13 protein-coding genes are annotated in these 13,098 nt (G+C 39.7%); 2 read left to right on the top strand and 11 right to left on the bottom strand.

Translation table 11 applies throughout. The features are described from left to right. Window positions 1-51: 51 nt before the first annotated feature. Window positions 52-957: an Rpn family recombination-promoting nuclease/putative transposase gene (locus IEU90_RS00180; protein WP_225431249.1), complete on the bottom strand. Its 906-nt coding sequence runs from the start codon at window positions 955-957 to the stop codon at window positions 52-54. 137 nt (window positions 958-1,094) lie between these two features. Then, window positions 1,095-2,444, bottom strand: a complete 1,350-nt coding sequence (locus tag IEU90_RS00185; protein ID WP_153709481.1) for an FAD-dependent oxidoreductase — start codon at window positions 2,442-2,444, stop codon at window positions 1,095-1,097. Window positions 2,445-2,711: 267 nt separating this feature from the next. Between IEU90_RS00185 and IEU90_RS00190 the strand changes: the two genes are divergently transcribed. After that, window positions 2,712-3,209: an ECF transporter S component gene (locus IEU90_RS00190; RefSeq protein ID WP_153709480.1), complete on the top strand. Its 498-nt coding sequence runs from the start codon at window positions 2,712-2,714 to the stop codon at window positions 3,207-3,209. Window positions 3,210-3,255: 46 nt separating this feature from the next. Here IEU90_RS00190 and IEU90_RS00195 read toward each other — a convergent pair whose 3' ends face one another. The 3 genes from IEU90_RS00195 to IEU90_RS00205 all read right to left on the bottom strand — a co-directional run bounded on the left by IEU90_RS00195 (window position 3,256) and on the right by IEU90_RS00205 (window position 6,315). After that, window positions 3,256-5,043, bottom strand: coding sequence for a glycerophosphoryl diester phosphodiesterase membrane domain-containing protein (locus IEU90_RS00195; protein ID WP_188357561.1), 1,788 nt, complete (start codon window positions 5,041-5,043; stop codon window positions 3,256-3,258). Window positions 5,044-5,137: 94 nt separating this feature from the next. Further along, the gene (locus tag IEU90_RS00200; RefSeq protein ID WP_153709478.1) at window positions 5,138-5,434 is read right to left on the bottom strand and encodes a cupin domain-containing protein; all 297 of its coding nucleotides are present in this window, start codon (window positions 5,432-5,434) and stop codon (window positions 5,138-5,140) included. A gap of 14 nt (window positions 5,435-5,448) precedes the next feature. Continuing rightward, a complete protein-coding gene (locus tag IEU90_RS00205; protein ID WP_188357562.1) occupies window positions 5,449-6,315 on the bottom strand; it encodes an aldo/keto reductase in 867 nt (288 codons plus the stop codon). Window positions 6,316-6,431: 116 nt separating this feature from the next. Here IEU90_RS00205 and IEU90_RS00210 point away from each other — a divergent pair, with 116 nt between their 5' ends. Next, complete coding sequence (locus tag IEU90_RS00210) at window positions 6,432-7,151, top strand: gamma-glutamyl-gamma-aminobutyrate hydrolase family protein (RefSeq protein WP_153709476.1); 720 nt, start codon at window positions 6,432-6,434, stop codon at window positions 7,149-7,151. Between the two features lie 101 nt (window positions 7,152-7,252). Here IEU90_RS00210 and IEU90_RS00215 read toward each other — a convergent pair whose 3' ends face one another. From IEU90_RS00215 to IEU90_RS00240, 6 genes are all read right to left on the bottom strand, one after another. Continuing rightward, on the bottom strand, window positions 7,253-8,593 hold the full coding sequence (locus tag IEU90_RS00215; RefSeq protein WP_153709475.1) for a glutamate--cysteine ligase: 1,341 nt from the start codon (window positions 8,591-8,593) through the stop codon (window positions 7,253-7,255). Window positions 8,594-8,759: 166 nt separating this feature from the next. Beyond that, complete coding sequence (locus tag IEU90_RS00220) at window positions 8,760-9,950, bottom strand: chloride channel protein (RefSeq protein ID WP_153709474.1); 1,191 nt, start codon at window positions 9,948-9,950, stop codon at window positions 8,760-8,762. Between the two features lies 1 nt (window position 9,951). Beyond that, on the bottom strand, window positions 9,952-11,199 hold the full coding sequence (locus tag IEU90_RS00225; protein ID WP_153709473.1) for a sensor histidine kinase: 1,248 nt from the start codon (window positions 11,197-11,199) through the stop codon (window positions 9,952-9,954). Window positions 11,200-11,211: 12 nt separating this feature from the next. Next, window positions 11,212-11,877: a response regulator transcription factor gene (locus tag IEU90_RS00230; protein WP_153709472.1), complete on the bottom strand. Its 666-nt coding sequence runs from the start codon at window positions 11,875-11,877 to the stop codon at window positions 11,212-11,214. A 1-nt stretch (window position 11,878) separates the two neighbouring features. Then, on the bottom strand, window positions 11,879-12,502 hold the full coding sequence (locus tag IEU90_RS00235; RefSeq protein WP_153709471.1) for a GTP pyrophosphokinase: 624 nt from the start codon (window positions 12,500-12,502) through the stop codon (window positions 11,879-11,881). An 81-nt stretch (window positions 12,503-12,583) separates the two neighbouring features. Continuing rightward, window positions 12,584-13,078 carry an Lreu_0056 family protein gene (locus tag IEU90_RS00240; RefSeq protein ID WP_188357563.1) on the bottom strand — a complete coding sequence of 165 codons (495 nt, stop codon included), beginning with the start codon at window positions 13,076-13,078 and terminating at the stop codon, window positions 12,584-12,586. Between the last annotated feature and the right edge of the window lie 20 nt (window positions 13,079-13,098).

Below are 13,098 nucleotides of genomic sequence, written 5' to 3' on the forward strand. Positions count from 1 at the left end.
TATCTTATCTAACTAAAAACAAAGTCATTGCAGCGAGCCTGCTCACCCTAGTTAATCAAAATATTTTGCTAATTCCTCATCGCTTAGGTCATAGCTATCCTTGACTCGTTGTTTTATCATGCTTTGGTTAACATTTAATTCTTGCAGGTTTTTAATGAGAGTGTTGATTCCTTTATCACGTACTCTAGCCTCCCCAATCTTTATGCCCTCTGCACGTCCTTTTTCATGACCTTTTTTAAGTCCTTCTGCTCGTCCCTCTTCAAGTCCTTCACGTCTAGCATCCATCATTAACATCTCGTACTTCATAAAGCCCTGTCTCCTTTCCGGATCTTGTTTGACCTTATCAACTTCTCTTTGAATCTGCGCTATAAACCTATCTTTATTGTCACCTTGATCACGCATTAAGGCAAGAAAATCTTTGATTGGTTTTTCATCATTTTTAAACTCTTTTGCCAAAGCGTTAAATACCACTATTGTTCGATTATCGCTAAACTTTAACTTATGATCACGAGTGCAACTCATCTTAAATTCATACCGTGCCCATCCGCGACCAAAATAGTCAAAATCACAAAACATAATCACGTAGGTCGGATATTTATCCAGTAATCGATAATCTGCTCCCGCACGTAACAAACTATGGTCAACTTGTTCCTGATAATAACGCAAGCGGGCAGGAAGGTTTTTCCTGTTATTGACCTGCATCTCAATTACCACCGTATTATTCTGGTCATCTTGAACAAATACGTCAAATCGTACCCGATGCGCTGCCACTACATTAACATCTTTCTGCGTTACTAAATGCATAATCTTTCTTGCTTTTAGTTTCGGCAATGCACGGTTAATTAGTCCTAGACAAATCTCCTTATTCTCCATCACCATCCCAAACATCGGGTCACTAGTAATCGTCATTTCCTGCCACTTTTTCCGCGCATAAGAAATTAATCTTTGTCTATCCATATTATAAGTTCCTTCAAGTTCTATTTTGCGAGGCCTCTATAATATATATACGTAAAAAATTTGTTTTTTCACTTTTAATAAAAAAAGAACTAAGAGCAGTTACCCTTAACGGTAATCTCTTAGTTCCACGAAGGTAATTATTTACTTAGTTCAGCTTGTTTCTTAACCGCTGCCTGACCAAGAATATTTACATAGTTAAATGGCCGGTCAAAGTGTGGTTGGAAAAGCATATCGACAAATGCTAAATAATCAATTGTGTGCTTATCTTGAACACATAACGAGATAATATTGGCAGATTGAGATACATCATGCTTACTCATAAATTGTCCGCCAAGAATTTGACGGGTCTTCTTATCCCAAACTAATGTCATTAACACAGGCGTCGTTGTTGGCATAAATTCTGGCCGGTAGTTATCTTCAATTGTAACGGCGGCAGCATCAAATCCTGCTTCTTTAGCATTTTCTAAAGTTAAACCAGACGAAACCATTGTCGTACCATATAGGTTTAATCCAGAGCTAGATTGAGTTCCCATATCGCGCATGGTATTGCCAAATAAGTTCGTTCCAACAATCGTTCCTTGCCGAATTGCATTAGTGGCCAATGGGATATAAGCATCTTTACCAGTTGGATTATAATGAACGGATGTTGAATCCCCAGCAGCATAAATATCTGGATCTGATGATTGCATGTATTCGTTAGTAACGATTGCTCCGTTTTCATGCATCTCAACTTTGCCTTTTAGCAAGTCAGTATTTGGACGGAACCCAACACATAGGACAGCGATATCAGCATCGTAACTTCCCTTATCGGTTTTTACAGTAACCCCGTCTTCATGATTTTCAAAACCGGTTACTCGTTGACCAAACGCAAAGTGCGCTCCATGATCAGTAAATTCTTTTTGGATCCGATCAGTATACTCATGATCAAAGTACTTATGGAGCATCCGTGGCGAGCCATCGATTAATGTGACATCCTTATTTTGGCGTGTGTAGGCTTCTACTAATTCAACACCAATATATCCTCCACCAATGACAACGATCCGTTGAGCATCTTTAGCTACATTGAAGAGTTCCTTTGCGTGATGGTAGTTCTTGCAGAGATAAACGTGCGGACCATCAACACCTTCAATTGGTGGAATTACTGGCCAGGAACCAGTTGTATCAACTAATTTATCATAGTGGTCGGTCTTTGTCTCAACTGTCACAAGGTCCGTCACTGTTACCGTTTTTGTCTTGGGATCAATATCAGTAACATTATGCTGCATGTTAACTGTTGCTCCCATCTCGGCAAGTTGTGCAGGACTAGAATAGAACATTGCATCTGGGTCACCTACATCACCGCTCAAGTATACGGCAATCCCGCATGAAAGGAATGAAACATTATCATTACGCTCATAAATTGTTACTTCAGTTTCTGGATGATTTTGTAAAATCTGTGTTGCGGTGATTGTTCCCGCGTGTGTACAACCAACAATAATAACCTTCATAAAGTACACCTCATATCATGTTCTAATTTTCACAATTAATTATACATGGAATATTATTTTTATCAATATATAAAATAGGAATATTGTTTATCGGAAGAAAATCAATTATCGCCTTTATTACAATGTTTAAATATTAAATTATATTAACGTCAAGTTTTAAATAAATAATTTAGAAGATCAACAGATAAATAAGCAGCCAAAATTTTATCTGAAAAATTTTATTAATTACTGTAAAATTACTCATAACTCATAAAAAGGAGTCTTAATATGGAATCAACTTTTCGATTGCGGCGATCGATCATTGGCGCAATGCTTCTTGCACTTACAATTGTCCTAGGGCGGTTCTTTCTTTTTCCGATCCCTTGGACTCATGGTAACGTTAATTTATGCGATGCGGGAGTATTTATTGCTGCAATGCTTCTTGGTCCGGGAGCAGGAACCATTGTTGGCGGATTCGGCGGGATGTTTCTCGATCTTATTTCAGGATTCCCGCAAGATGCTTTATTTTCTTTTGCAGCCCATGGTTTAGAAGGATTTATTAGCGGTTGGATATATAAGAAATACGGTAATACTGTTTGGGGTAAATGGGTAGCGATTTTAGCCGGAACAATTATTATGATTGCCATTTACTTCATCTGCAACACTGTCATGTATCATGTAATTACTGGTTTCTTGAGTTTAGGTTCAAACTTTATCCAAGGAATGATTGGCGGCCTCGTTGCCCTAGTGGTTATGAGACAACTCAAAAAACATAATTTAGGATAAACAAAAAGCTTCCACCATTGACTTAAAGTCAACGGCGGAAGTTTTTTTACGGCTCAATCCCACTAGTTGTCGGAAGGATAATAATATAATTTAAGATTCTATTAGCATAACTCTGCTTTTTCGTAAATTCCTTAATTGTTGCGTTTAATTCGCCAAGATTATCCGTAATAATACCATCAACGTGATTATACATAACCTGCTTCATAATTCCCGATTCATTAACTGTCCACGCATATACTGGCTGTCGCTGCCAATGCGCTTGGGTAATAAAGTCCTGGTTCAGCGTTGAATATTCCATTGAATACCCATCGGCAGCTCCCTGCGGACTTCCAAAATTATAAGGTTGAATATACAAAACAGTTAACCGCGGATTTATTTTCTTCAGTCCTGTTACCACGCTATAATCAAGCGAATGAACTTGGTCATGGTCTCGTAAAATCCGTTTACCATAACGCGCGTTAAAGTTTTGAAGCATTTGTTTTGAATCATGAGGAGTAGTTTTTATTTCGATTAGTAATTTTTGGTGATGTTTTTCCGCCACCGCTAAATACTGATCAAAGCTTGCAATTTTAGCATAATGACCGTTTTCGCGAACCGTTAAATTAGTTAATTGTTTTAACGTTAGCTCATGCGGAGTTTTATTTACACCAGCAAGTTCCTTGAGATTTTCATCATGCATTACTACAAATTGATGGTCCTTCGTTTCGTGTAGGTCCATTTCGATGTAATCCGGTTTTAATTTTATCGTTTTTTCCATTGCCGGAATTGTATTTTGAACGCCATTTTCTTCGGCAACGCCCCGGTGTGAGATCGTAATCGGCCTTTTTACCCCATGACCTAGCAAGTAAAAAGTATTATTAGCAACAGTTGCCAAGCCAATCACGAGGAGCATCAAGGTAAATATTTCCAGTAAACCCCGTGATGGGTGTTCAGAAGCAGTTGCAAGTTCACTTATTCTCGTTAACGGATTAACAACTACCAGTAGAACCACTGTTCCAGCCCACACTGCGAGCAATTCGCCCCCTAACTGCAATATCGATAAATTAAAGATCGCAGTAAAGAGGGGAAATTTCCCGGGTAATAAATCTAATCCTACTTGAAGCAGATAAATTAATATATAGAAACACATCGTAAAAGCACTGGTAATAATCGTTACAAAGACAATTTTACCAAGAAGCGCCGCCCATCGTAAATTACTCGTCATTTGCCAGCTACGATGAATCGCTACTCTTAAGCGAAGGTGCTGGTAAGCCATTAACGGCATCGTTAAAATCAAGCGAATCCCTAGCGTGAACATTGCTATATAGAACAATAACAAGCCGCTAATTAACCATCCATTCCGCATCAAATAATCAATAATAAACCGGGGGATCTGGATCTTTGCCAATAACGGCGTGCGAAAAATAATATCCGCAAACGGAATTACTAATAGGAAATATCCCAACAATAAAATTAATGAGCCTAGGTTCAGCAAGGACATCGTTTTACGCGTCTCCTTAAATATCTGGCGCCATCGAAAATCAGGCAACCCAATTTCACGAAAACCAGTAAGAAGGAGCATAAATTCACCATAAACAATAATCAGCAGGCACGCCAACTCAACGACTAGGCTAATAACAACTAATGGATGCTTCGTTAAAATAATAATAATGTTCTGATATGAAACAAAAGGGATCTCCCCTGCTTGCAATACAAAAGTCGTTATCCACCGAAAAAATGGAATCACCGCAAACTGATTAACTAAATCAAGACCACCAAATAACATCAGGTATTCAAGCCAGTTATTTCTAAACTGACGGGAATACTGTTTAAACGCACGATAGGCATTCTTCATTACTCTACTCCCTTAAAAATAGTCAAGAAAATTATACCTTAAAAAGCCAATCAAAAAAGCCTTTCCCGTTAGAAAACACGGAATCGGCTTGTTTTTATGCTAGTTTAGATTTAATTACGATCACTTCAGCATCTTCAACTGCTTTTAAATAATGATGTTCATTAGGTTTCATTTTTACAAGATCGCCAGGAACAAGCTTTTCTTCGCGATTACCAGCAACATCGCCAAAAATAACTGCTCCCTTTATCGGCACAACAATTACATCGTACGGGGCATGATGTTCTGCTATCTCTTTACCACGTGGAATCACGAGATGAGTAACTACTTGGCTCGTAGTCTCAACTACATTTTCATATAAGTCAATATTTGGGTTAGTCTTGATGAACTCCATTATAGTATTTCCCCTTAAAAGTCGACATCATCGGGATCAGCGCACTGACCACCAAGGTTTGGCAATAGACTAATCTTCCGCATTTCTTCATCGGTTAGTTCAAAGTCAAAAATCTGCTGGTTACTTACCATTCGTTCCTTATGAACGGATTTTGGCAATGGTAATACACCTTGCTGTAAAATCCAACGCAAGCAAATTTGAGCCGCGGTCTTTTGATATTTATCAGCAATTTGCAAAAGTGTCGGGTTGCTCATCACTTCTGCTCCCTGACCGCCAAGTGGTGCCCAAGCTTCAACGAGGATATTATGCGCTTGTAAGTATTTAATCTCCTCAGTATGGGGCCAGCCTGGGTGAACTTCAATCTGGTCAACCGCCGGAGCAACTTTAGCCGTCTTCATTAATTCAACAATGTGGTGCGGCATAAAATTACTCAAGCCAATTGCCCGAATCTTACCTTCATTATAAAGGTCTTCCATTGCTCGCCAGGTTTCTGCATTAATTTTCGCAGCTTCATCACCAAATTGCTTTTGATTAGCAGGCCAGTGAATCAAATAAAGGTCAAGGTAATTCATCTGGAGACGGTCCAGCGTTTCTTGAAAGGCCTTCTTAGTCTCTTCATAGCCTCGATTAGTGTTCCATAGCTTACTTGTAACAAACAGGTCCTGGCGGTTGATTCCTGAGTCTTTTATTCCCTTTCCAACCGCTTCTTCGTTACCATATACAGCAGCGGTATCAATATGACGATACCCGGTTGCAATCGCTTCTTTAACTGCTTTTTCAGCAACATCTGCGGGAGTTCGGAAGGTCCCATAGCCAACACATGGAATCTTTACGCCATTATTTAGATTAAAGGTTGAGTTAATATTAGTTAATTCAAGCATTGTATCCCTTCTTTCATCTTCTATTATATCTTTTTTAGCTTTAAAATTCAGTTTGCTATTTTCGTCAAATTATGATTTGATTATAATATTATTAAAATTAACTAAGGAGGAGAATTATGCGACCACGAATTGCTATTCCTGCAGACACATTAACCGAGGCAACTAATATCATTAACGAACGGAATGCAGCATTTGCACCCCGTCCTTTAATCGAAGCGATAATTAAGTCGGGAGGGCTACCAGTAATTTTACCAAGTGTTGACTCCGAGTTGGCATCAAGTTACCTCAACCTTTTTGACGGCATTATTTTTGCCGGGGGTAGCGATGTTGATCCAACCTTTTTTGATGAAGAGCCTCATCAAAAGCTCGGACCAACTTATCTGAAGCGTGATCAATTTGAGGTCAGTCTTGCCAAAGCATCATTTGAAGCGGGAAAACCAATAATGGGAATCTGCCGTGGTATGCAGGTACTTAATGTGGCTCTGGGGGGAACCCTTTATCAGGATCTCTCAGAAGAGCCGCACCCGACACTTAAGCATTCACAAGACGCTCCTGGAAACTTTCCATCACACCACGTTAATACAGATAAGACAAGCCGATTATTTAAGCTTGTCGGTGCCCGTCCGTACGTAAATTCACGCCACCACCAAGCACTCAATCAAATTGCGTCTCCCCTCCATGTAACTGCGTGGGCTGATGACCAAATTCCTGAAGCTGTTGAAACTACTGGTTCAGATCAGATTCTAGCAGTTCAATGGCATCCAGAAAATATGTTTAAGCATTACGACTATTCACGCGCTATTTTCGCTGACCTAATTACGCGATCTTCTAAATAGGTTAAAGAAGAACGCAATCAGCCATTAAAAATGCATAAAAAAGAACCCCAGCGTTCGGTTTTGCCCGAGCACTGGGGTTCTTCTATGCAATAATATTGTCATTACCGGGTTAATTCTTGCCGAAGCTCATCAGCAGTATAAATGTGTCCATCTTCAAAGCCCTTAAATGGATGAATTGTTTCTTGGGCTGCACGTTGATACCGTTTTGCCCGTCGCAATGCATACTCAGTTAACGAACCATCTTTAACATAATTGAGCAGCTTTGCACTAGGAGTCGTATATGGGTTCTCAACACGGTCTTCTAAGTCTTCAAGAATTTCAGAGTATTCTGGACCAAGTTGGATTTGGTTTGCGTACCGTTCAAGACTCTTCAAGATTGCCCGCGCCTTTGCTTGATATTGACATACCTCTTGCGGATTTTCTTCAGCAACCGTTTCATTCATCTTATCAGCATTTAATAAGATATCTTCAACTTCATTTTCCTTCAACGGCGGATGCATAATAAAGTAACTTGCTAACAACCTAATAAAGCGCAGGGTACCTGTTCGCACCCCAACTGAACTACTAGGGTCAAGATCCAGCATCCGCAGTTCTAAGTATTCAATTCCCTGTTCTGGGAGCTTTTTCAAATCTGCATTGCCTTTAAACCGTACAGGACCATGAAATTCATAATCAGATGTTAGAATTCCCGCTTTTACCCCTTCTTCAATACGGGCAATGTATCGATCAAGATTAGTAAAATCACCAGTAAATTTAGTTCCAAAGCCATATTTACTTTGCCGCACACTCCGAATAGGATGAGGCAACCCTTTACCTGGCTCAAAGTAATTTTCTTCAACTAGCGGGCTTGCCCCATAAAGGTATGTGAGCAGCCAGCGATAGCGAACAAATCCTTGTGCTAAAACAGTATAAAGATAGTTACGGACTTCCCGCTCATTTTTAAATCGTTCTGGGAATGCCTCTAACACCATCTCAACCACGTGAGTATCGATACTAAGATTAATATGCGCTCCACAGGGTGTTCCCTGAGAGTAGCCATGTCGTTTAGCCCATTCTTTCAAATAAGCTTCTTTTTTAGGTCCCATCTTCGCCAACCGTAATTTTGTCTTATCTTTTGGCAATCGTGGCGGCATCGACATCGGCCACAATAACTCACCAGGTGCTAATGCGGATCGCAAGGTATTATTGATCACATATAAGTAGTGCATCGCATCAAGCGCATGTTGAGCAGACGGGGTTACCATCTCCGCCATTGTTTCAAGGAAGTCATTAGTAATCCACGGATTAGTCTTCTCATCCCCAATAGCAGAAGGATACGGCTCTTGGCTCAAATTGCCATCCTCATCAACCCGTTGCATTTCAATTTCCAATCCCATTGTAAAATCAGACGTCTTAGCGACTGCCTCGTTATCAAAGATTAATTGCCCAATTCGGCTAAACATCTTATTCGCCTCCTATTTAAATTCTCATCTCTCTAATTATTTTCTAATAAATATACAGTGATTTTCTCATATAAACAACTAGATATTAAAAAGACGAAATTTAAATAACTTTAATGGCAACATCTCACTACTAGGCAGCTATAATACTAAAAATTATTAATATAACTCACCTAATTGGGGGGATTTTCTTAATTAAAAAGCCAGTCAAAAAGCAGACAACAACCACTACTGGAGCAAGTTCAATCGCGATTAATAAAACTAAAACAATAATTGTTAATATTGGCTTTTCTAAAATGACAGTTAAACTAGCTGCTAAAACAACAACCGCGTTTATATGCATATCGCCTGGCAGGGCCATCGCACAAGCAACGCCGACTGCCACACTAGCGAAAATGGCAGGAAAAATTGTTCCGCCTCGCCACCCCATAGCAAAGCCAAGATTTGTCATAATAGCCTTAACCAAAGCAATTATTAACAAGAACGAAATCGAAAGTCCAAATGCTTCGTGAGTAAAAGGAACAATCCGAAATTCTCCAGAAAATAAAATGTCACCTGTGAGCAATGAACTAAGAGCTAACACCAAACCAAAGATTCCGCCTTGCCAAACCTTTCCAAGCTTAGTATCAACAATTAAGGCCGACCAATTTTCACAACGAACAAATAGCCTGCCAAAAGCACAACCGACGAGAAAAGCTGGAACTGCCGTTAATACGTTAATCCATTGCCAATTAATTTGGCGGTGGTGAATGCCAAAGACGCCTTCTTCAGGAAACATTTTAAAGATAATTGCTGCTCCCACTATTCCAATAATAACGAGCAAGGACACGGACAATATCCGTTCTCGTCTACTATGAAATAATTCATTAAACCGTGGAGCAGATGCTAATTGTTGTGCGGTCATTTTATCTCGCCAAACATTAACAGCCGATTGTTGAGACATAAATTTTGACCATCGCAAACGATCGCCAAGCCAATTTATCATACCGCTAGTTAAGACCGTTGTGGAAGCCTCTGGACCGACACTACCACCCGCACCAAGAACTAGTAACCCTAATAGGAAAGATTTCCACCATTTATGATAGTCGACATTTCCCTTAAGGCGGACACTAGTAAGAACTTCTTCAATCGTTAATGGATAGTTGCCCCATTTCTTATTTAAATAGCCAATTAAGAAACCTAGCGGGACGCAAACTACAAATGGGTACCAAATTTTTATATTGCCCATATGTTGCAGGTAATCTGCCCAGATAAAATCAATTACCCAGTTCACTAAGTTTAAGTAGCCTGCTGTCACCATTCCGATTATCAGACTCCAAAGAATTGCATATATTCCTAATTGAGCGCGCCAATGCTTCATCTTACTTTCCTGCCTCTTTAAGTGTTACGTTAAACGCTAATTTCCCATCAGCATATTTAGCCGTGATTTTTCCTTTAAACATCTTCACAATATACTCTGCCATCGATAAGCCAATTCCAAAACCGGATTTCTTACCCTGAGTATGGGATTCATCAACCCGATAAAATCGATTGAATAATTTTTTCACGTCAATCTTTTGCCCGTCTTGATAGCTATTGGCGACCCTAAGCACGATATTCCGACCATAATTTGCCTGCGCAACTGTCAAATCTACCTCTCCATTAGGATCACAATACTTATTCGCATTATCCAATAGAATATTAATCAGTTCCCGTAAATAATTTTCATCCGCATTAACAATCAGATCATCCTTTATTTTAACCTTAAATTGTTTTTGACCAGCCGATATCACACTCTTAAAGCTTCCAGCAGCTTCCCGTGCAACTTTACTAACGTTAACCGGTACCATTGTGGTTGTCGGCTGTTCCTGCATTCGAGCAAGTGATACAAGATTATTAATCAGTTTCGTCAAACGCTCAACCTGCTGCCGCGTACTGGTAGTCCATTCATTTTCACCACCAATAATCTCTTGCATTTCATTATTGGCTGAGATTACCGTTAACGGGGTTTTTAACTCGTGGCTTGCGTTAGTAATGAATTCTTTTTGTCGCTGTTCCGCCTGGATAATTGGCTGAATTGCCCGTTTAGAATAGAGGGTTAGGACGATTGTATAGAGAATAAGAACTACCAGCCCCAAAATTAACCCTGTATGCATCAACGATCTCGTTCGTGCCATTAACAAGGTCTCATCAAGGAAGACAATAACCTGCTGCCCACGCGTTTGGCGGGTCTTATACGCATAGGTTACCCCATGATAGTAGATTTGGCCTGTTTTAATCTTCTTTTTTACGACTCGGTTAGTCATAATTCGCGCATCGCGAGGACTAATCGTTGCGATTTGATCATCTTGAATTTCACTAATTTTATTATCTTGACCAGTGATAACCGTAAAGTAACGATATTGGTGCAGCCCCTCTCGCGAAAACTGTGGTTGGTTGTAAGAATCCACCTGAACGCCTTTTCGTGGAATCTGTCCATCATTATTAACCAGAATCGTTAAAACACTTTGAACTTCCTTATGTGCCCGATAATAAGTGAAAGCACACAGGCTGCCGACGATAGTTAGAATCACAAAGACTAACGCCGAAGTTGAAAGGGCAATAAATTTATAACGAAAACGTTGAATCATTGTGTGTTCCTCCTAACGAGCAATCATAAATGGTCCTTCTTTTTTTCCTGTAATTGTGACTTTTGATTGGATTGCCTGCAACTTCTGCCGTAAGTAACAAACATTAATCCATAAATCCTCTTGGTCCGCCTGTTCTTCTTCGTCCCATCCATGGCTTAGCAGTTCATTGACGGAAAGTTCCTTACCCGCGTTTAAAATAAAGTATTGTAATAGCCTGTTTTCTTTATTCGTGAGACTAATTGAATTATGGCTCTGCAATGACTGATCGTTACCATCAAGAGTTAGGTCACCAAATTCAAGAATACCATTCTCATAATCGTCATCGCGGCGTTGTCGTGACCTTAAACGGGCTAATAATTCCTTTAGGGAGAACGGCTTTGTTAAATAATCATCGGCCCCGGCATCCAGCCCATTAACACGGTCATCTTCTTCACCCATCGCCGTCAGCATCATTACATAGGTTCGGTTTCCCGCGGCCCTAATCTCCGCCAATGCTTCTAGCCCTGTCTTCACCGGCATCATAATATCTAAAATAATCACATCATAGGCATTTTGCTTTGCACTATCAACTGCTGCTTGACCGTTATTGACAACATCAACTTGGTAACCACTCGCAGTCATTGCAGTTTTTAAGACTTTTGCTAACTGCTGTTCATCTTCTGCCACTAATATTCGCATTTTAATCGTCCTCTCCCGCACTTGAATTAATCAATTGACGAATCGTTTGCATCTGAACATCACAAGAGGCTAACTGGTCAGCGCATCGCTTTAATTCACGTCCAATTCGCTCTGGATTAGCAATGTTGTGCTTATATTTCATTTCATGTTCAAGACTTGCCCATGAATCCATCGCAATGGTTCGCAATTGAATCTCAACATAAAAATGTCCGGGCTGATTCCCGTCAATATCGCGATATGGTGCAGTTTCATCAATAATTACATGATAGCTGCGGTAACCATTGGGCTTTGCATTTGTTATATAATCTTTTTCTTTAATGATTTGACACCAATCAGCTTGCCGTAATTGTTCAAGGCACCGGTCAATGTCACTAATAAAATTACACACAATCCGTACACCAACTGCATCTCGACACTTGCGCAAGGCTGATTCTGTACTGACTGGATAGCCCTTGCGTTCGCACTTTTCTGTCATACTTTCAGGTGTCTTTACCCGCGCAATTAAATGCTCATAAAGTTTAGGCTGTTTATTATAAACTGCCTGTTGATTTAGTTGCTTAATACGTTCAGTTGTCAGCGACAAAATTTCGGGCAAAATCTCATCATATGGACCGTAGATTGTCATCGCAGTTTCCTCCTTTAATTTGAATATTATAACAGGCGATAGTTTTTTATAAAATGCAACTTTATCCTTTCTTAATTTTCCTTACTCCGTTCGTAATAAGCTAACATCATTATTAACCTGTTTCTTTTGCTCCCTCGTACGATAAAATTTTTGGACAAGGTCTTTTTCAGTCACTTCTTTAACATGGAGCTGGTTGCCGTCATGGTCAGCATATTTAATCGTAACCGACTGATTATCATGCGCGTTGAAAAAGATAATTGGCGATGCTGTTTTATCCGACGCAACTAAATAACTATAATCTTTAACTCCAGTCGGAACAGTATCTCCTGGTTTAACTACACCATAAATTAGATTACTATTACGCAGTTGTTCCTTCACCCAATCCGGATAAATTTCAAGCCCCACTAATATGCCTATCTGCTGGTCTGTAAGCTCTATAGTTAAGCCTTTGTCAACTTGGCTACTGCTATTATTCGGTGCATTATGATTACTTTCTTGCCTATTTCGGATAAAAGTCCCGATTCCAATACAAATAATTAAGGTAAATATAATAATTAAAATTCGTTTTTTCATCATCTCATACCAAAAAAGCCCGC

The sequence above is a fragment of the Limosilactobacillus caviae genome (assembly GCF_014635905.1).
GTDB lineage: Bacteria > Bacillota > Bacilli > Lactobacillales > Lactobacillaceae > Limosilactobacillus > Limosilactobacillus caviae.